This is a genomic window from Polynucleobacter sp. MWH-Loch1C5 (genome assembly GCF_018881775.1).
In the GTDB taxonomy this organism is placed as follows: Bacteria; Pseudomonadota; Gammaproteobacteria; order Burkholderiales; family Burkholderiaceae; genus Polynucleobacter.
In genome coordinates, this window is sequence record NZ_JACVPR010000001.1 from 961283 (window position 1) to 981170 (window position 19888).

A 19888-nucleotide genomic window follows, 5' to 3' on the forward strand; every position below is an offset into this window, starting at 1 on the left:
GATGGCTTTAATGATTACCGACGAATGTATTAATTGCGACGTTTGTGAGCCAGAGTGCCCCAACGATGCGATTTCTATGGGGCCGGAAATCTACATCATTGATCCTAATAAATGTACTGAGTGTGTGGGGCATTACGACACCCCTCAATGCCGCCAAGTATGCCCAGTAGACTGTATCCCATTGCATCCTGATCATGTCGAAACCCAAGATCAGTTGATGAGTAAATACTATCGTCTAACTGGCAAGCAGCCCAAAGTTATTTCTTAAGTATTCGAGTGCAGCTCTTGTGTGGCTAGCTGTATTTGGCCTGCAAAAATCTTGGGTAATACATGCACAAAAACCCCAATCGCGCGTTCTATTTCAATTTGCTGATCTTGATTGGGTGCGCTTAAAACAAAGTCGGCCACTTCCATGTGTTTACTTGCATCGGTCGCTCGTCGTGGATGCCCAATGCCTAAACGTAGGCGCCAGTAATCCTGTGTTCCAAGTTGCGCTGTAATGTCTTTTAAGCCGTTGTGACCTCCAAGACCACCTGCCCATTTGAGTCTTGCGTTACCAGGTTCTAGATCTAGCTCATCATGCACAACCAGAATTTCGTTTGGATTGATTTTATGAAAACGCATTAGAGCGCTCACTGCCTGACCGCTGCGATTCATGAAGGTGTTAGGTTTTAGTAAATAGCATTCACCGGTAGGAGATTTAATTTTGCTAATCAAGCCATAGAACTTACTCTCTTCTTGCCAGCTACAGTGATGTGATTTAGCAATTTCATCCACTAACCAAAACCCAGCATTGTGCCGATCTTTAAGATGTTTATTGCCTGGATTACCTAAGCCGATGATGAGTTTGAACATAGCGATACTCTAGCGTATTTTTGCTGCACCAAGAAAAAACCCGCATGAAAAACATGCGGGTTTTGATCAAGCAAGAAAAAATTATTTCTTTTCTTCTTTAGCGGGTTCAGCGGCTGCTTCAGCTGGTGCTGCGCTAGCAGTTGGCTCCACGTTACCTGCAGGTACGCGTGCGTTAGCAATCACTGGGTTTTCATGATCGAGATGAGAAACCAAGGTTACACCCTTAGGTAAGGCAACATCTTTAACGTGAATGGATTGACCCACTTCTAATTTCGCCAAATCAACTTGGATGAACTCAGGCAAATCTGCTGGTAAACAGCTGATCTCAAGCTCAGTAGCTACGTGGCTGATAATGGCGCCACCTAATTTCACGGCTGGAGAAACTTCAGCGTTCGTGAAGTGTAAAGGCACCTTCATGTGAATCTTTTGTTTGGCGTCAACACGTTGGAAATCGATATGCAGAACCAATGGCTTAAATGGGTGCATTTGATAGTCACGCAACAAAGCTTTTTCGGTTTTGCCGGCAACTTCGATATCCAAAATAGATGAGTGAAACGCTTCTTTGCGCAAGGCGTGATAGAGCGCATTGTGGTCAAGCTCAATCGCTTTAGGGGCTTCTGTACCACCGTAAATAATGCCAGGCGTTTTGCCAGCATTGCGCAGGCGGCGGCTCGCACCCGTTCCCTGTACGCTTCTTTCAAAGGCTACAACTTTCATAGAAATACTCCAGTAAAAAATTAAAAAGGCCTTTCTCGTTCGCGACCAAGCGAGAAAAGCCCTCTATTCTAACTTAAAACTATCTTAGAACTGTTTAAGTAATTGAAATTATTTATGAATCTGCAAAAAGAGACATTACTGAATCACCAGTATTGATGCGTGATAAGGTCTCGCCAAGCAGGGGTGCTATTGATAAGACTCTGATTTTATTGATCTTTTTGGCCTCATCACGCAATGGGATGGTGTCAGTAACGACTACTTCATCCAAGGCTGACTCGGCAATACGGTTGACGGCACCACCGGATAAGACTGGGTGGGTACAGTAGGCTACAACGCTTTTAGCTCCACGCTCCTTCAGGACTTGCGCTGCCTTACAAAGCGTACCACCGGTATCAATCATGTCATCCATAATCACGCAGTGACGACCTTCTACTTCACCAATCACATGCATCACTTCTGACACATTTGCTTTAGGGCGGCGCTTATCAATGATGGCTAAGTCACAACCTAATTGTTTAGCAAGGGCGCGAGCACGAACTACGCCACCCACATCCGGAGAGACCACCAGTAGATCGGGACTCTTCTTGGCTTGCAAATCAGCGAGCAAGACCGGTGAGGCATAAATATTATCTACAGGGATATCAAAAAAACCTTGAATTTGATCGGCATGCAAATCCATAGTGAGTACACGCTCTACGCCAGCGACTTGCTGCAGCATATTGGCGACTAAGCGGGCAGAGATTGCAACACGCGCTGAGCGCGGACGACGATCCTGACGAGCATAACCAAAATAAGGAATCACAGCAGTAATGCGTCCGGCAGATGCACGTTTGAGAGCATCAACCATGATCATGAGCTCCATCAGGTTGTCATTTGCGGGTGCGCAGGTGGACTGGAGGACTACCACGTGCTTACTACGCACGTTTTCTTGAATTTCTACTTGTATTTCACCGTCTGAGAAGCGGCCAACTTCGGCTTTGCCCAAAGGTAATTTGAGGTAGTCTGCGACTGATTTGGCAAGCGCTGGATTGGCATTGCCAGTAAAAACCATCATGGATTCATGTTGCATGGGGCCTCGTGTCATTTCTCAAGATAGGTGCATAGTGGATATGAGTGTATTGTAAGAGGTGGCAGGGGAGGAAGGACTCGAACCCTCGCATGCCGGAATCAAAATCCGGTGCCTTAACCAACTTGGCGACTCCCCTGTAGTCTTAACTCCTATAGAACGGTATTGTATGCCGGATGTTGCTCAACACTCCAACAAACAAAACCTATCCACTGATCAGGTAGTTGCGCTAGTAATTGATTAGCTAATTCGGGCGCCATTTGGGCAAACACCGTACTTCCGGATCCAGACATCTTTGGGTAAGTGTTTGGAGCCTTTGTTTTTAGCCATTCAATTGCACGAGCAACTTCTGGGTGTCTCTGAACAGCCACTTTTTCACAGTCATTGTTGCCAAACTCTGGGAGGTGAGCCCGTTCAAATAAGTCTGAGATTGTAACCTTAGGGTGATTCCTAGTCAAATTCCTGTCTGAGAATATCTCAGAGGTAGCAATGTGTACTTGAGGGTAAATCAAGAGAAAACATGACTTTTCAAGCTTGATTTCTTGAAGTTTTTCACCAATTCCTTGTGCAAACGCATTTTTCCCAAAAATAAAAAATGGCACATCTGCGCCGAGTTGGAGGCCAAGATCTGCCAGTTTTTCTCGATTTAAGTTCGTCCTCCAAAGTTGATTTAAGGCGATTAACACGGTCGCGGCATCAGAGGATCCGCCACCTAGGCCTGCACCCATAGGAATCATTTTTTTGATGGATAGATTGCAACCTAGTGCAGTCTGCGTGTGTGACTGTAAGAGTTTTGCAGCACGAATCATCAAGTCCTGATCTTCGGGAACGGTATCTAAACCTGCTTGACGAGTAATTACACCATCATCTCTTAGCTCAATTGAAATCTCATCACATAAATCGATCATCTGAAACACGGTTTCAAGGAGATGATAGCCATCAGGTCTTTGACCGACGATATGCAAAAAGCGATTGATCTTGGCTGGAGCCAGAAAGACTGTCGATTTATTCATCAATGGGGTCAAAAATTAAGCGAACATCAATTTGCGTAGGCCCATTGATTCTTTTGAGATCCATGCGAAGTAATTGGTGCTTGTCATTCCACTGGTAAGTCATTTCCCAGTTGTCTTGTATCAAGCGTTGTGTGCGGTTCATTGCATCGCGCGTTAGCGTTGAGCTGGCGCCGATTCTAGGTAGGCCGCTGAGCCAGTTAGCCAGCCCTCTTGCAGGTAGCGGTAGACCCAAGTAGTTCTGTACAAGCGTATCCGCGTCATGGGCTTCATAAACACCCTTACCATCGTCAAGCTTAGCGCTCGATGGACCAATAGTAATTTTGGCTAGGGCTCCACCCACCGGGTTTCTTAAATCCAAAATATCAAACTGACCATCATGGCTGAGTGTAAAACTACCTGTGCCCCCCTGTTGGCTCTGATTATTTGCAGTCACTTTGACGGCAAAGCGACCATCCCATAATTTATTTTGTTTGACTGGGACGCGATCGGGTTGAAGTCTTTGAATAGTCTCGAGCAAGGTTTTATTGCTAGCATCCAGTTCTTCTGAGGCCCGCCAAATACGCTCTGCGGCATCTCGTTCACCAAGCACAAAGTGAACTTCTCCAAGGTGTGCCCCAATTTCAGCCTCGGGTTTCATCGAAAAAGCTTTTTTAAGCTGTGATAAAGCCAATTGATTTTTACCTAGGCGATAGTTCACCCAAGCCAGGCTATCTAAGATGTAGGGATCATCGGGTTTGAGTTGATGCGCCTTGTTAATGAGGTTATAGGCATCATTAAGAAGGATGCCGCGATCTGCATAAGAGTACCCCAGGGCATTGAGCGCGCTGACATTATTGGGTTCTTTTTTCAGAATCTGCTTAAGCGCATTTTCCATGACACCAATACGATTGGCTTTTTCAGCTGATAGAGCAAATGTATAGAGGAGGTCGTTATCTTTAATTTTTTGATAAGACGGCAGAACAATTTCAAAGAAGCTAACCCATGCCGCATCACTACTGCTAAAGCGATTGAGTATTTCTCGCCAGCCGGCAATTAACTTTTCTTGTTCGGCTACTGTTTTGCTAGCTAGTAAGCGAGCACGTGCCGGCCCAATGCTCTCTGACCAGCGCTGGTTAAGCATCAATAGCGTGACAAAAATGTCTTTACCTTCTTTGGGGTTAAGCTCATCAAATGTTCGGGCTGCTTCCAGTGCGAGATCGGCAGCATTTCCGGCGATGGCAATTTCCATCGCTCGTTGCGCCATGCGAAAGTCTTTTGTACTCTTAGCCAAACTCATGTAGGTTTGGTAAGCCGCTGATGCCTCACCCCGTTGGAGCGCGATCTCAGAGGCTAGTATTTGGAAAACCTCTTCTGGTTTGGCGGCAAACCCTGAAGCCGGGCTGACGGTGATCAATCCTGCGATGAGAAGGGATAAAGGTTTTAAGTAATAGCGCATCTGCACATTCTAATCGCTCAGCCTACAATTGGAATATGCCAGAATTACCAGAAGTCGAAGTGACACGCCAAGGAGTGGAGCCCCATTTAGTGGGAGAGCGTGTCAATGCCGTCCATATATATGATGGTCGCTTGCGTTGGCCAGTACCTAAAAATCTCTCAAAATATATTGTTGGTGAAGTGCTAGAGAGTATTACGCGTCGTGGTAAATACCTTTTACTGCGCTTTTCAAATGGCTATCTCATTATTCATTTAGGTATGACGGGTGTCTTGCGCGTGTTACATGCCAAAGAGGAGCTTAAAAAGCACGACCGAATCGAAATCGTTTTTGGTAAAAAACATTTACGTTTTCATGACCCTAGGAAATTTGGTGCGGTGTTGTGGCACGACGATGAGAAAGGAGAGATCGAGAATCATCCTTTGCTTAAGAAGTTAGGCGTTGAACCCTTTTCTAGTGAGTTTTCTGGAGAAGCTGCTGCAGATTTACTTTACAACCACAGCCGCGGTCGTTCGATTGCCATCAAGCAATGGCTGCTCTCTGGGGCAGCGGTGGTCGGTGTGGGCAATATATATTGTTCAGAAACTTTGTTTGAGGCTCGTATTCACCCGCAAATGCCAGCAGGTCGTCTGACTCGTCCTAAAGCACAGCTTTTGGCAGAGGCTGTTCGTAAAGTCCTGGCGAAAGCCATCAAGGCAGGGGGTAGTACTCTCAAAGATTTTGTTAATGCAGAAGGCGAGAGAGGTTACTTCATGATGCAAACAAAAGTTTACGATCGTGCTGGCTTAGCATGCCATGTCTGTAAAACCCCCATCCGTCAAATTGTTCAGGGTCAGCGCTCGACTTATTTTTGTCCTACATGCCAAAAGAGATAAATCGCTTTCCAAAACACTTTGCATTACGCCTGATTGATTGGCAAAAGAAAAGTGGGCGCCATGATTTGCCTTGGCAAAAAAGTACAGACCCCTATCGGGTCTGGTTATCAGAAATCATGCTGCAGCAGACTCAAGTGGCGACAGTGCTTGAGCGATATCCGCGGTTTCTTGAGCGTTTCCCAACGCTAAAAAGTTTGGCCCTAGCAAGTCAAGATGAGGTATTGGCGGAGTGGAGTGGGATGGGTTACTACAGCCGCGCTAGAAACTTGCATCGCTGTGCTCAAATCGTTTGGCATGAGTGGGGCGGGCAGTTTCCCGAGCATGTCGATGATTTAATAACTTTACCCGGCATCGGTCGATCGACTGCCGCTGCTATCGCAGTTTTTTCTTTTGGTAAAAAAGAGGCTATCTTAGATGGCAATGTGAAGCGGGTATTGAGTCGTTTGTCTGGGTTTGAGGGTGACTTATCAAAGAGTGGTGATACTCAGCTATTGTGGGATGCTGCAGAACAGTTGTTGCCTGAAACAGCGCAGCAATTGCGTAGTTATACCCAAGGGCTAATGGACTTTGGTGCCACGCTTTGTGTTCCCAAGGCTAAATGTCTGAGTGATTCTCAACAATGCCCTTTTGCACTTGAGTGCAAGGCTAAGCAAGAAAAACGCGTCTTAGAATTACCGCGCAAGATGAAGAGGGTCAAGGTTCAAGATCTGACCCTAGAGTGGTATATCCCTGTATTGGCTCAGAAAGTGTATTTGCAAAAAAGAGATGAGTCAGGGATTTGGGCAGGTATGTGGACCTTCCCTGAACAATTAAATAAGAAGTCAAATTCATCTTTAGAGTTAGAGCCTCTCGTGCATGTGTTGACGCATCGTCGCCTACAAATTTTGCGTACGGTCGTGCTAGGCGCAAAGCTCAAAGATGATGCAGTAGGACGTTGGTTTACCTATGAAGAAGCATTGGAACAGGCGATTCCTAAACCTGTCAAAGACACCTTAAAGAGTTTAATGAAGCTCGCGGTGACGCTTTAGGAGATAAAGCGTTTTTTGGCCTTGGTGTTTCTTCTTAAAATAGTCAAATAAGCAATTGACTAGATAGACTGAGCGATGTTGACCACCGGTGCATCCAATTGCGATAGTGAGATAACTACGGCGATCTGCCTGATAGTTGGGTAGCCACTTTTCTATAAAGCCTCGAATGTCATCACCCATGGCTGATACATCGGCTTGTTCTTTCAAGAAGTTAGCCACCTCGATATCGTTACCGGTTAATGGTTTTAATTTTGGATCGTAATGAGGGTTCGGTAAGCACCGTACATCAAAGACTAAATCAGCATCCCGCGGTACCCCATGCTTAAAGCCAAAAGATTCGAATAAGAGGGTGAGCCCAGGATGGTCATCTTTGATTAGTTCAGAAATCCATGAACGCAGTGTATGAGATTTAATATGACTGGTATCAATGTTGTGCGCTGTCTCAGCTAAAGGAGCGAGTAATGAACGCTCTTTTTCAATTGCTTCTTCAAGGGCAACTTGAGGTGTGCGATGGTCGTCTGACTGAGAGAGGGGATGTCTGCGACGTGTTTCTGAGAAGCGTTGCACCAGTGTTTCAGTATTCGCATTCAGGAATAAGACTCGCACATCATGATCTTTGCTTAAGGCATCAATAATAGCTGGCAGACCAGTAATACTTTGGCCACGTCTAGCATCAATTGCAACGGCGATACGTTCACGTCCTTGTTGCTTTAGTGAATCAACAATACTTTGAATGAAGTCCACTGGTAAGTTATCGACACAATCATATCCAGCATCTTCTAAGGCATTGAGTGCGACTGATTTGCCAGAGCCAGAAATACCTGTGATAACAAAGACACGCATACTAGATGAGTTTTCCTTGCTGTTTGGGTTCCTCTGCAGCCATTAATTTACGCTGACGTTCCATGAAGTCTTTCAGGGTATCAATCCCGCGTAATTGCAAAATAGTATTACGTACTGCTGCTTCGACCAATACCGCTAAGTTGCGACCCGCGGCCACCTGAATTTTGACACTACGAATAGGAAGACCAAGCACGTCAATGGATTGCCCATCTATGGGTAAGCGTTCAAACTCACCATCATTACGTCTGACAAGTTGCACAATCAGGCGTAACTTCATGCGACGACGTACCGCAGTCTCACCAAAGATAGTCCGAATATCTAATAGACCTAGACCTCGAACCTCTAACAAATCTCTAAGAATTTGTGGGCAGCGTCCTTCGATATAGTCAGGACCTAAGCGGGCAAAATCAACTGCATCATCAGCTACCAAACCATGGCCGCGAGAGATAAGCTCTAGCCCTAATTCGCTTTTACCTAGACCAGAATCACCTGTAATCAAAACGCCCATCCCTAAAATATCCATAAAAACACCGTGCATAGTGATTCTAGGAGCGCCAATTTTAGTGAGATAGCTGCGTAAGTGGTCGATGACTGTTGCAGCTGAAGTCGGCGTTTTAAAAAGGGGTGTTGATGATCGTTGGCAGTAAAGAATCAAATCTTCAGGTGTTTCGCAACCATCGGCTACGATCAGGCACGGAGGTTTGAGAGCAATTAAGCCGGCCAATTGACGTTTGCGGTTATCAACATCAAGCTTGTGATAGTAATCCACCTCGGGGGTGCCAAATACTTGGAGACGGTCTGGGTGGATTAGGTTTAAGTGACCAACTAAATCAGAAGAGGAGGACGCATTTTTGACTGCATCAGAATCAAATTTCTTATCAGCACCTTCGTGACCACTGATCCAGCTGAGTTTTAGCTCAGAAGAGTTGTCGTCAAACAGTGATTGAGCGGTGACCGCTTCAAGATTCAATGGTTGAGTCATGATTTCTGTTCAGTCAGGATGCTGTAGATAGTTTCAGGATTGGTTTCGGTAAATAGTAGAGTTCTGCTTGTCTGGTCGGATAAGGTTTGCACGATTTGTGACAGGATATCTAAATGAGCCTGCGAGGCTTGCTCGGGAACGAGCATCACCACAAACACTTGGACAGCTTGTTGATCGGGGGCCTTAAAGTCAATGCCCCGTTTTAGCCTAATAAAGCCAATATGCGCGTTTGCCAGATTTTGAATACGACCGTGAGGTATAGCGATTTGATGACCAAGTCCTGTAGAGCCCATACGCTCTCTGGACTCTAAAGATTCAATCACTTGTTTAGCAGGAACCTTGGTTTTTTGCTCAAAAAGTGTCCCTAGATATTGAAACAACTCTTTTGAGTTAGTTATTTCAATATCAAGAGAAATGTTACTAATATTTATAAGAGTTGCCAAAGCATTCATATATGTAATGCATTATATGATTGCCTTGGGGAAAATACTTAATTAATGGTTTTTCGGGCTTGCGTGGTGGTGGTTTTGGACCTTTTCCTTATGCTTGAGCACCTGGCGGTCTAGTTTATCGACCGCTAAATCCATGGCGTGATACATGTCGCCATGGTGAGCCTCGGCAAATAGGTCTTTGCCTTTGAGGTGAAGACTAATTTCTGCGTGATTGTGTAGATCTTTTTCTTTTTCGTTATTAATAGAGAGATTCACAGTGACGCTAATCACTTGGTCGAAGTGGTGAACAATCTTGGTCAGCTTGTTCTCTAGGTGAGAGCGCATCGCTGGTGTGATTTCAACATGATGACTATTGAGCTTCAAATTCATGTTTATTCCCTCTATATGTTTATTTTCTGCGCAAGTGAACAGCCGGGATGCGCAGTGACTCCCTGTATTTAGCAATGGTGCGACGTGCTACCACATAGCCTTTATCAGCCAGAAGATCAGCAATTTTTGAATCAGATAGCGGACTATCGGTGTCTTCTGCGTTCACCATATGTGCAATCAAGGCACGGATAGCGGTAGAAGATACTGACCCACCAGAGTCAGTGCTAATTTGGCTGCCGAAGAAATATTTAAATTCAAAAGTACCTAGATGGGAGGCTAAGTATTTCTGGGTTGTGACACGCGAAATGGTTGATTCATGCATGCCTACGGTATCCGCAATTTCTTTAAGTACCATGGGGCGCATGGCAACTTCGCCGTGATTGAAGAAATTTTGTTGTCGATCCACGATTGCGTTAGCAACTTTTAGAATGGTTTCACTTCTTTGTAGCACATTTTTTACCAACCATCTAGCCTCTTGTAGTTTTTGTTGGATACCCTCACTGTTATCCCTATTTTTTGATGTGCCCAATATTTGGGCGTACTCATCATGAATCTTGATCTTAGGCATTGCTGCTGGATTAGGTATGGCACGCCAAGCCCCCTTGATTTTTTTGACAATCACTTCAGGAACAATGTAATTTTCTTGAGGCGCTTCAAAACTTATGCCAGGATTGGGGTTCAGTGTCTTGATGAATGCCACGGCGGCGTCTAATTCAGATTGATTGGCCTTCAGCTGACGTTTGAGTTTTGCCCAATCTTTTTGTGCCAAACTGGCAATGTGATGTTGGCAAATTTGTAAAGCCAATTGATGTACCCTGCTAGCTGGCAAAGACGCATTGCGAATTTGTAGACAAAGACATTCACTGAGGTCTCGAGCTCCGACACCGATGGGGTCAAGATGTTGTAAATGGGAGAGTGCGCGCTCTAATTGCTCCAAAGGAGTGCCGTCATCAAGATCAAGAAAGTTCAAGATTTCGGGAATAAAACTGTCGAGGCTTTCGTTGAGAAAACCTTTTTCATCTAGATTGCCTGCCAGTAAACCCACTAAAGCTTTTTCCTGGGTCTTGAGTCGTAATAATTGAATTTGTTCAAGCAGGTGGTCTAAGAGGGATCTATGGCTAGCGATCCTGGCAAAGCGATCTTCGTCTACCTCACTATCAACTACACCCTTGCTAGGTGCTACGCTGCGATGAGAGAGTTGAGCGATGGGTTCATATACCTCATCATCAAGTGAGCTATCAAATTCTAATAAAGGGTTTTCTTGCGCAGCCTGTAAGATTTCTTGCTCGAGCTCAACGGCCGACAACTGCAACAGTCGTATCGATTGTTGCAGCTGAGGTGTGAGAGCGAGATTTTGTGACTGTTTAAGTCCGAAGGACTGCTTCATTAGGCCATTTTAGACCTATGATTACTGCATTGGTATGAATTTTGCTTATGTAAATCTTACATGCGGAAGTTTTCGCCTAGATAGACTTTGCGAACTGCCTCATTACCAATAATTGATTGTGGTTCACCTGTGGCTAGAACGGTTCCTTCGCTGATGATGTAGGCGTAATCACAAATACCTAATGTTTCACGCACATTGTGGTCTGTAATCAAAACACCAATATTCCGATCTTTTAAGAAACTCACAATTTTTTGGATTTCTCCCACAGCAATCGGGTCAACGCCTGCGAAAGGTTCGTCTAGAAGAATAAATTTGGGTTTAGAAGCCAGTGCGCGAGCGATTTCTACACGACGACGCTCTCCGCCTGACAAAGACATGGCGGGGTTATCACGTAAATGGCTGATTTGTAGATCATTGAGCAGCTGATTTAATTCTTGCGTAATGACAGATTTATTCGCCTTATCTTCTGTGTGCTGTAGTTCTAAGACGGCTAAGATATTTTCGGCAACAGTCAGTTTTCGAAATACTGAAGCTTCTTGAGGCAGATAAGAAATGCCTAATTTGGCACGTTCATGAATCGGTTGATGAGTAATAGCCTGCCCATCAAGAATAATTTCACCGTGATCGAGTGGTACTAGGCCAACGATCATGTAAAACGATGTTGTTTTACCTGCGCCATTGGGGCCAAGCAATCCCACCACCTGACCACTTTGAACTTCTAAGCCAACATTTTTGACCACACTGCGTGAACCATATTTTTTTTGCAGTCCTTCAGCTTTTAAAACGGAGGTGGTTGGGCTCATGATGAATTAGTTGTCTCTTCTCTTGGGTGACAGTATGGTCTTGGTACTTGACTGTGATTGGGCGAAATATTTCTCTGTATAAGAATTGTAAATAATTCGTTCACCATGGATCTTATCAGTCACTTTGGTTCCGGTAATTTGATACATTCTAGCGTCGTCAATCAAGACCACAGTTTCTTTTTTTGCGTCATATTCAATAATCTTTGATTGGCCTTCGATAAACAAATCTTGACCGGTATCGCGTTTTTGACGCAGGCTTGCTAAACCATTTTTTGCATGAACAATCGCGAATTGATAGCCTTCGGGATCAATTTTGACCTCCGCATAATCCCCCTTGATGACTATCGTTCCCTTGATGAGTAGGACATTTTTCTCAAGAATGTAGATTTGTTTGACATCATCAAAAGCAGCTTTTTCAGAGCTAAGAGAAATTGGCTTGTCACGATCAGCTTTTTCAGCCAATAAAGGCCCTGAAAATAAGATGCTAAGAGCAATAATGAAAAACTTATTCATTACTTATTTTCAGACTCTAGACGGCCACGCACTTGACCAATCATGGTCAATTTTTGTGTCACGTTGTCAAAAACAGCACCTTCTTGAGAGGTCATAACAGATTGACCTTGTTCTAAAACCACAGGCAAACTTGTTTTGATGACGTCATCATTGAGGAAAATTTTAAATTTTTCAGAGTTCATGAGTAGGCGAGCGCTACCTGCTTGTGAGGGTGTTGCTGGCTGTGCAGGGCGGGTTAGCAAAGCATTACCAACCAAATCCAGAATACTCATATCGCCATTGAGGTAGCCCATCTTTGCAGTGACTGTAATAGGAGGCTTGCCTTCTTTAAAGGCGCGCGCAATCGGGCTAAAAATCTCCGATGAGGCGTCATCTTCATAATGAATCAGTTTTTTTCCGATGATGCGGTACTTCGCTTCACCCTGAGGGCCTATCGTAGTCACAACCATGCCGTCAATGATGTAGTCTGGGATATGACGTTTTATTTTTTCTTCGCTAGATTCTGGAGAATTCAGTTGCACTAACCAATAGGTACCTAAGGTCATGAAAGCCATCACCAGGAGTGGTAAGAAGCGCAGTAAGAGATGAATGAAGTTCATCGAAGCGCTTCTTGTAATAGGCGGTCGTAGTTGTTTTGAGCGCTTAGAATCAAATCACATAACTCACGAACTGCACCTTGCCCGCCACGCTTTTGGGTTTGGAAATGAACACGCTTCTTGACTTCAGTGTGCGCTTGCGCGGGGCATGCTGCAAATCCTACTTTAGGTAGGATGGATAAATCTGGCCAATCATCACCCATTGCAGCGCAGTCAGACAATTTCAGACCTGTTTTTTGCAGTAGTTCATTAAGGGCGTCAGCTTTGTGTTTGACGGCCATCCAAATTAATTCAATACCTAACTCTTTGGCGCGACCTTGTACCATCGCTGAGCTTCTGCCCGTAATGATCGCTACTTGCACGCCGGTGCTTTGTAGCATCTTGATACCATGACCATCTAGGCTATCAAATATCTTTAGTTCTTCTTTACCTTCTTGGCCAATCAACAAGCTGCCGTCAGTGAGTACGCCGTCCACATCAAGAACGAGTAATTTGACATGAGCAGCCTTTTCTAATGCAAGAGGGTAATCGCTGTACGGATTGGTTTTCATGGAATGGAAAGCTTGACTCATATTAGATAACCTGGGCTGCGAAGAGATCATGTAGGTTTAAAGCGCCCATCAGACGACCATCTGGATGTGTAACGATGAGTTGATTAATTCTCAACCTTTCCATGATTTCAACTGCTTCTGCAGCGAGTAGATCTGGAGCAATCGTGGTTGGATTTTTAGTCATGGCATCAGCGAGTTGAGTTTTGCCAAGATCTGATGTTTTTTCGATGAGGCGTCTTAAATCGCCATCGGTAAAGATGCCTACTACTTTTTGTGCATCATCAAGCACTGCGGTCATGCCCATACGTTTGGCTGTGATCTCAAAGAGCGCTTCAGTCACAGATGCTTTGATGGACACTTGAGGGCAATCCTGCCCTTGTCGCATCACATCTTTGACGTGTGTCAGCAAACGTCGACCCAAACTGCCGCCAGGATGAGATCTAGCAAAGTCCTCAGGCTTAAACCCTCTGGCATCTAATAAAGCCACAGCTAGGGCATCACCCATCGCTAGGGCAGCTGTTGTACTTGCTGTAGGCGCTAGATTGAGAGGACAAGCTTCTTTTTCGACACCAACATCAATGTGAGCATCAGCGAGTTGCGCTAGAGAAGATGTTGTATTGCCTGTTAAAGCGATTAACTTCGCGCCTGTGCGTTTAATGATGGGCACAATGGCTGTGAGCTCACTGGTTTCCCCAGAATTGGAAAAAGCCACAAATACATCAGACTTGGTCACCATACCTAAATCACCATGACTGGCTTCAGCAGGGTGAACAAAAAAAGCGGGTGAGCCTGTAGAGGCAAAAGTGGCCGCAACTTTGCGTGCGATATGCCCTGATTTACCGATGCCGGAGACTACGATACGACCATGGCAGGCGAGCAATAATTCGATAGCTTTAACGAAAGTGGCAGCATTGTTCGCGGCCAACTTATTTTTAAGGTTTTGTATGGCGTCAGCCTCAATTTGCAGAGTTTCCTGTGCAAGTTCGGTAATTCGGGCTGCGGCAGAAGCTTTTTCTTGAGTCATAGACCTAAGTATATGCCTTTAAGCCTTATTTAATAAAGGCTTTAAGTATTTACCGGTATGACTCTTGCTGACAGCGCATATTTCTTCTGGTGTACCCGCAGCAATGATTTGGCCACCACCACCGCCACCTTCAGGACCTAGATCAATAATCCAGTCAGCGGTCTTAATCACATCCAGATTGTGCTCAATGATGACAATCGTATTGCCATGTTTTTTGAGGGTATGGATAACTTTAAGCAGTAGCTGGATATCTTGAAAATGCAGCCCGGTGGTGGGCTCATCCAAAATGTAAAGAGTTCTACCCGTATCTCTTTTGGAAAGTTCAAGGGATAACTTGACGCGTTGTGCTTCACCTCCGGAGAGGGTGGTCGCACTCTGACCCAACTTAACGTAGCCTAAACCGACGTCGAGGAGTGTTTTGAGTTTACGTTTGACCGTAGGCACTGCTTCAAAGAATGAATGCGCCTGCTCAATCGTCATTTCGAGGACTTCATGGATATTCTTACCTTTGTAACGAATATCTAAGGTTTCGCGGTTGTAGCGTTTGCCATGACAGACATCACAAGGTACATAGACATCCGGTAAGAAATGCATTTCTACTTTGAGTACACCATCCCCTTCGCAAGTTTCGCAACGCCCGCCTTTGACGTTAAATGAGAAACGTCCCGCTTCGTAGCCGCGCTCGCGCGCTGCAGGTACGCCAGCAAAGAGTTCTCTGATAGGGGTGAAAAGCCCTGTATAGGTGGCAGGATTAGAGCGAGGTGTACGTCCAATGGGTGATTGATCAACGCTAATGATCTTATCAAAATGTTCAAGACCATCAATTTCTTCATAAGGTGCTGGCTCTGCATTAGATCCGTACAAGTGCTGAGCAACCGCATGATGCAGCGTGTCGTTGATTAAAGTCGACTTACCAGAGCCTGATACACCTGTGACGCAAGTTAAGAGGCCCACTGGGATTTCCGCAGTCACTTTTTTCAGATTATTGCCACTAGCACCTATTATTTTTATCCAGCGATCTGTGGCAGGAGTTCTTTGCTTTGGAACTTCGATTTTTTCTTTGCCACTGAGATAGAGACCAGTGAGTGATTTTGGGTTATGCTCAATTTCTTGTGGAGTGCCTTGCGCCACAATTTGACCACCATGTTCTCCGGCTCCAGGGCCAATATCAATGACGTGGTCGGAAGCTCTAATCATGTCTTCATCATGCTCTACGACTAAAACGGAATTGCCTAAATTCTTGAGGTGCTTCAGGGTATTGATTAGGCGATCGTTATCACGTTGATGTAAACCAATGGAGGGTTCGTCAAGTACATACATGACACCTGTGAGGCCTGAGCCAATCTGCGAAGCTAAGCGAATACGCTGAGCTTCACCACCTGAGAGCGTATCTGCGCTACGTTCGAGTGAGAGGTAATTCAGTCCAACATCATTTAAGAATTTAAGACGTGAAGAAATCTCCGCAATAATCTTTGAGGCAATTTCTTTTTTAGCGCCTTTGAGTTCTAGGTTCATGAAGTAATCTAGTGCTGAACCTAAGGGTAGGCTGCTGATTTCATAGATGGCACGCGCTTGTTGACTATCACCTACTTTGACATTACGCGCCTCAGTTCTTAAGCGTGTGCCATGACAACTTGAGCAAGGCATATTGTTTTGATATTTCGCGAGCTCTTCACGAACTGCAGGAGAGTCAGTTTCTCGATAGCGACGTTCAAAGTTGGCCACGATACCTTCAAATGGATGCTGTCGAATGACAGTGCGGCCCTTTTCATTGAGGTATTCAAAAGGAATATCTTGGTCTTTTGAGCCATACAAGATGAGGTCTTGATGTTTGGTGCTCAGCTTCTCAAAGGGAATCTCCAAATCAAACTTGGCGTGTTTAGCTAAACATTGCAAGAGGCGGAAATAAAATTGATTACGACGATCCCAACCCTTGATCGCTCCAGAGGCAAGAGATAGCTCTGGATGTAATACGACACGTTTAGGATCGAAGAATGTCATTTGCCCTAAACCATCGCAACTGGGGCAAGCGCCAACAGGATTATTAAATGAGAACAGTCGTGGTTCTAGTTCTTGTAATGAATATGAACAAATCGGACATGCAAATTTGCTAGAGAATAAGGTTTCCTTTTCCGTATCCATATCCAGAGCGATGGCACGTCCATCAGCGAGGCGCAAAGCAGTCTCGAATGACTCAGCGAGACGTTGCCCGATATCCGCTTTTACTTTGATCCGATCCACCACTACATCAATCGAATGTTTTTCATTCTTTTTAAGTTTAGGTAACTGATCGACCTCATAAATTTTGGCTGGATTATGTGAAGAGGTGCCGCCTCCAGAGCGAATCCGAAAGCGCACAAAGCCTTGGGCTTGGAGGTCTTCAAATAAATCGAGATGTTCACCTTTGCGTTCGCTAACAATCGGGGCAAGGATCATTAGCTTTGTATCCTCCGGCATTTTGAGGACTTCGTCGACCATTTGCGAAACGCTTTGAGCTTCTAAGGCAAGTTGGTGTTCCGGGCAGTGCGGTGTGCCTGCTCGAGCAAAGAGTAGGCGTAGGTAATCATGAATCTCTGTCACCGTACCCACGGTTGAGCGCGGGTTGTGGCTAGTTGCTTTTTGCTCAATCGAGATGGCAGGAGAAAGACCTTCGATAGCGTCAACATCCGGCTTTTCCATCAGTTGTAAAAATTGACGCGCATAGGCAGATAAGGATTCAACATAGCGTCTTTGACCTTCTGCATAGAGGGTGTCGAAAGCTAGTGAGCTCTTGCCTGACCCCGATAGACCAGTAATGACCACCAATTGGTTTCTAGGAATATCGAGATTGATATTCTTGAGGTTGTGGGTTCTAGCCCCTTGTATTTTGATAGAGTCCATAATTTTCTCGCCGAACCAGTTAATATAGCGCTTCTTTATGGAAAAAGCAGAACTTCAGGCATCCCTCTCCTTGGCAAGCATTTTTGCTTTGCGGATGCTAGGGCTTTTTTTGATACTGCCAGTATTTAGTGTTCACGCTAAAACTATCTCCACTGCTGATCAGTTAGCCCTTGTGGGCTTGGCTTTAGGGGTTTATGGCCTGGTTCAGGCGTGCTTACATATTCCTCTGGGGATGTTGTCTGATCGTTGGGGTCGTCGCCCAATAGTCTTGTTAGGCCTGGTTCTGTTTGTTTTGGGAGCCCTGATCGCGGCGCACCGAGATGATTTAGTCTGGATTACTGTGGGCCGCGCCATTCAGGGTGCAGGAGCGGTATCGGCAGTAGTGACCGCATGGTTAGCCGATTTAACACGCGATGAAGTGCGCTCCAGAGCAATGGCGATGATCGGGGGCAGTATTGGGCTGACCTTTGCTTTGTCTTTGGTCTTTGCTGCACCGCTTTATGCTTGGTTAGGCCTCGATGGACTTTTCTACCTCATGGCTTTCTTAGGTCTGATTGCAATTGGTGTTGCAGCATTCGTGGTGCCCACAACACCGCAGATCAATCAATCACAATCATCTATGAGTTTTTTGGCAGTGCTTGTGCATCCTGCCTTATTAAGACTTAATCTGGGTGTCTTGATTTTGCATATGACTCAGATGGCGCTTTTCTTGACTCTGCCCCGTAAGTTATCTGAGATGGGATGGTCATTAGCGGACCATTGGCAGATTTATTTACCCGCCCTATTGATTTCATTTTTACTGATGATGCCGCTCATTATTTGGAGCGAGAGACGTAAGCGTTTTAAACCTGCCTTCATCTTGGCAATTCTTTGTATGCTGGTCGCTCAATCTGCCATGGCAATCATTGCTAGTACGGTAGGAGTATGGGTAGCCGTCGTTGTTTATTTTGTTGGTTTTAATGTCATGGAGGCGATGCAACCGTCTTTGGTATCTCGTTATGTGCCATCAGCTCGTGGCACTGCGCTTGGTATTTACAACACAACCCAGTCGATCGGTCTTTTCTTAGGCGGTGTATTAGGCGGCGTCATCATGCAAAAAGCCGGCGAGTCATGGGTCTTTTTGACATGTGCTGTTTTCATGGTGGTGTGGCTTATAATTAATGCGTCTATGCGTGAACTATCGGCTCAACATCAGACAGTTAATTAATTTTTTTGAATACTTCGGGAGATCAATATGGCATCAGTAAATAAAGTCATCTTAGTGGGTAACGTTGGCCGAGATCCAGAAACACGTCGCTTGCCTAGTGGTGATGCTGTTACAAACATTTCTATTGCAACTACCGATCGTTACAAAGATAAGCAGTCTGGCGAGATGCGTGAAAACACAGAGTGGCATCGCGTAGCTTTTTTTGGCAAGATTGCGGAAATTGCTGAGAAATATCTCAGAAAAGGTTCTCAGGTCTATGTTGAAGGTCGCTTGAGAACTCGCAAGTGGACTGATCAATCAGGTCAGGAAAAATACTCTACTGAAATCGTTGCTGAAACGATGCAGATGTTAGGCTCTCGTCCAGCCGGTGCTGGTGAATCTGGTTCATATTCACCGCCCGCTAGCCAAGGCGCTGCACCTCGTATTCAGGACATGCCAGACGACGATATACCGTTCTAATTCTTTTATTGACGTGCGTGGCGCAGATTATCTGGCCACGCCGTATTGAAATTAGTTCTAAACGGATTAATGTCTAAGCCCCCGCGGCGGGTATAACGCGCATAAACGGATAATTTATGTGGGCGACATTGTCTGTGAATATCTAAAAATATTTTCTCAACACAATGTTCATGAAACTCTTGAACATGTCTAAAAGCAATCAGATAGCGTAAGAGTTGTTCTTGATTGATGGCTTGACCCACATAGCTGATGGCAATACTTGCCCAGTCCGGTTGGCCAGTAACGGGACAATTGGATTTAAGCAAATGTGAAACCAACACTTCTTCACAGGGTGAGGATTTTTCGTCGGCGCTGAGTGATACATCATCAGGTTTCGTTTGCGTGTCTACTTCAATATCTAATCGATCCAGCAGAGTTCCTGAAAAATCCTGAAAGCGAAAACTCTTCGTTTCCTGGGGGTCTAATAATTTGACGCCCACTCTAGCGCCAGCGACTTCAGAAAGATCTTTTTCTAAAGTTTTCTTCACTTCATCTGAGTTGGCAAAAGTATGGAAGTTGAGGCTATTTAAATATAGCTTCCATGATTTAGATTCAATCATGAAGGGGCTATCAGCCGGCACAATAAATTCTGCAATACCAATTTGCGGCTTACCTTTTAAGTTCAGCCAAGATAGCTCGTAGGCATTCCATATATCTACCCCCAGGAATGGCAATCTATCTTGAATACCTAAGTCTTGGCGATTGACTTCGCGTGCAATCGGAAATAGCAAGCTTGGGTCGTACTGCTCGGGGTTATCAGAGGCTTTACCCAAAGGGGCGTTATGCAAATGTTTCAT

The 19888-nt window shown here is 45.1% G+C and carries 22 protein-coding genes and 1 tRNA gene; 5 read left to right on the forward strand and 18 right to left on the reverse strand.

Features of this window, described 5'->3' with window-relative positions; genetic code table 11:
- Position 1: 1 nt before the first annotated feature.
- Positions 2-268, forward strand: coding sequence for a YfhL family 4Fe-4S dicluster ferredoxin (locus ICE94_RS04935; RefSeq protein WP_216149446.1), 267 nt, complete (start codon positions 2-4; stop codon positions 266-268).
- Here the strand turns inward: ICE94_RS04935 and pth are convergent.
- From pth to ICE94_RS04965, 6 genes are all read right to left on the reverse strand, one after another.
- On the reverse strand, positions 265-855 hold the full coding sequence (pth, locus tag ICE94_RS04940; RefSeq protein ID WP_216149448.1) for an aminoacyl-tRNA hydrolase: 591 nt from the start codon (positions 853-855) through the stop codon (positions 265-267). The two genes, ICE94_RS04935 and pth, sit on opposite strands and share 4 nt — an antisense overlap.
- An 81-nt stretch (positions 856-936) precedes the next feature.
- On the reverse strand, positions 937-1572 hold the full coding sequence (locus tag ICE94_RS04945) for a 50S ribosomal protein L25/general stress protein Ctc (RefSeq protein WP_216149450.1): 636 nt from the start codon (positions 1570-1572) through the stop codon (positions 937-939).
- 112 nt (positions 1573-1684) lie between these two features.
- Positions 1685-2641, reverse strand: coding sequence for a ribose-phosphate pyrophosphokinase (locus tag ICE94_RS04950; RefSeq protein ID WP_216149452.1), 957 nt, complete (start codon positions 2639-2641; stop codon positions 1685-1687).
- A gap of 59 nt (positions 2642-2700) precedes the next feature.
- Positions 2701-2777, reverse strand: a tRNA-Gln gene (locus ICE94_RS04955).
- Positions 2778-2790: 13 nt separating this feature from the next.
- Entirely contained in the window at positions 2791-3651 is an 861-nt protein-coding gene (gene ispE / locus ICE94_RS04960; RefSeq protein WP_216149453.1) for a 4-(cytidine 5'-diphospho)-2-C-methyl-D-erythritol kinase, read from the reverse strand.
- Complete coding sequence (locus ICE94_RS04965) at positions 3644-5086, reverse strand: outer membrane lipoprotein LolB (RefSeq protein WP_216149455.1); 1443 nt, start codon at positions 5084-5086, stop codon at positions 3644-3646. Before ICE94_RS04965 ends, ispE begins: the two co-directional genes overlap by 8 nt.
- A gap of 35 nt (positions 5087-5121) precedes the next feature.
- Here ICE94_RS04965 and mutM point away from each other — a divergent pair, with 35 nt between their 5' ends.
- Complete coding sequence (gene mutM / locus ICE94_RS04970) at positions 5122-5958, forward strand: bifunctional DNA-formamidopyrimidine glycosylase/DNA-(apurinic or apyrimidinic site) lyase (RefSeq protein ID WP_216149457.1); 837 nt, start codon at positions 5122-5124, stop codon at positions 5956-5958.
- The gene (mutY, locus tag ICE94_RS04975; protein ID WP_216149459.1) at positions 5943-6986 is read left to right on the forward strand and encodes an A/G-specific adenine glycosylase; all 1044 of its coding nucleotides are present in this window, start codon (positions 5943-5945) and stop codon (positions 6984-6986) included. The genes mutM and mutY overlap by 16 nt, the downstream gene beginning before the upstream one ends.
- On the opposite strand, the gene rapZ is transcribed toward mutY, so the two are convergent.
- The 11 genes from rapZ to uvrA are packed head-to-tail and all read right to left on the reverse strand — an operon-like array spanning position 6960 to position 17386.
- Positions 6960-7829 (reverse strand): RNase adapter RapZ, encoded by an 870-nt coding sequence (gene rapZ / locus ICE94_RS04980; RefSeq protein WP_216149461.1) that lies wholly within the window; start codon positions 7827-7829, stop codon positions 6960-6962. The genes mutY and rapZ overlap by 27 nt on opposite strands.
- Before the next feature lies 1 nt (position 7830).
- Positions 7831-8799 carry an HPr(Ser) kinase/phosphatase gene (gene hprK / locus ICE94_RS04985; RefSeq protein ID WP_216150955.1) on the reverse strand — a complete coding sequence of 323 codons (969 nt, stop codon included), beginning with the start codon at positions 8797-8799 and terminating at the stop codon, positions 7831-7833.
- An 8-nt stretch (positions 8800-8807) separates the two neighbouring features.
- Positions 8808-9263 (reverse strand): PTS sugar transporter subunit IIA, encoded by a 456-nt coding sequence (locus ICE94_RS04990; protein WP_216149463.1) that lies wholly within the window; start codon positions 9261-9263, stop codon positions 8808-8810.
- A gap of 42 nt (positions 9264-9305) precedes the next feature.
- Positions 9306-9632 (reverse strand): ribosome hibernation-promoting factor, HPF/YfiA family, encoded by a 327-nt coding sequence (gene hpf, locus ICE94_RS04995; protein ID WP_216149465.1) that lies wholly within the window; start codon positions 9630-9632, stop codon positions 9306-9308.
- Positions 9633-9651: 19 nt separating this feature from the next.
- Positions 9652-11019, reverse strand: a complete 1368-nt coding sequence (rpoN, locus tag ICE94_RS05000; RefSeq protein WP_216149467.1) for an RNA polymerase factor sigma-54 — start codon at positions 11017-11019, stop codon at positions 9652-9654.
- 56 nt (positions 11020-11075) lie between these two features.
- Entirely contained in the window at positions 11076-11822 is a 747-nt protein-coding gene (gene lptB / locus ICE94_RS05005; protein ID WP_216149469.1) for an LPS export ABC transporter ATP-binding protein, read from the reverse strand.
- Positions 11823-11828: 6 nt separating this feature from the next.
- Positions 11829-12335 carry a lipopolysaccharide transport periplasmic protein LptA gene (gene lptA, locus ICE94_RS05010; protein ID WP_216149471.1) on the reverse strand — a complete coding sequence of 169 codons (507 nt, stop codon included), beginning with the start codon at positions 12333-12335 and terminating at the stop codon, positions 11829-11831.
- Positions 12335-12934 carry an LPS export ABC transporter periplasmic protein LptC gene (gene lptC, locus ICE94_RS05015; RefSeq protein ID WP_216149473.1) on the reverse strand — a complete coding sequence of 200 codons (600 nt, stop codon included), beginning with the start codon at positions 12932-12934 and terminating at the stop codon, positions 12335-12337. Before lptC ends, lptA begins: the two co-directional genes overlap by 1 nt.
- On the reverse strand, positions 12931-13503 hold the full coding sequence (locus ICE94_RS05020; protein ID WP_216149475.1) for an HAD family hydrolase: 573 nt from the start codon (positions 13501-13503) through the stop codon (positions 12931-12933). Before ICE94_RS05020 ends, lptC begins: the two co-directional genes overlap by 4 nt.
- Before the next feature lies 1 nt (position 13504).
- Positions 13505-14506: an SIS domain-containing protein gene (locus ICE94_RS05025; RefSeq protein ID WP_216149477.1), complete on the reverse strand. Its 1002-nt coding sequence runs from the start codon at positions 14504-14506 to the stop codon at positions 13505-13507.
- Positions 14507-14524: 18 nt separating this feature from the next.
- Positions 14525-17386: an excinuclease ABC subunit UvrA gene (gene uvrA / locus ICE94_RS05030; protein ID WP_216149479.1), complete on the reverse strand. Its 2862-nt coding sequence runs from the start codon at positions 17384-17386 to the stop codon at positions 14525-14527.
- Between the two features lie 37 nt (positions 17387-17423).
- Between uvrA and ICE94_RS05035 the strand changes: the two genes are divergently transcribed.
- Complete coding sequence (locus tag ICE94_RS05035; RefSeq protein WP_216149481.1) at positions 17424-18593, forward strand: MFS transporter; 1170 nt, start codon at positions 17424-17426, stop codon at positions 18591-18593.
- Between the two features lie 27 nt (positions 18594-18620).
- Positions 18621-19052: a single-stranded DNA-binding protein gene (ssb, locus tag ICE94_RS05040; RefSeq protein WP_216149483.1), complete on the forward strand. Its 432-nt coding sequence runs from the start codon at positions 18621-18623 to the stop codon at positions 19050-19052.
- A gap of 5 nt (positions 19053-19057) precedes the next feature.
- On the opposite strand, the gene queF is transcribed toward ssb, so the two are convergent.
- Entirely contained in the window at positions 19058-19888 is an 831-nt protein-coding gene (gene queF, locus ICE94_RS05045; RefSeq protein ID WP_216149485.1) for an NADPH-dependent 7-cyano-7-deazaguanine reductase QueF, read from the reverse strand.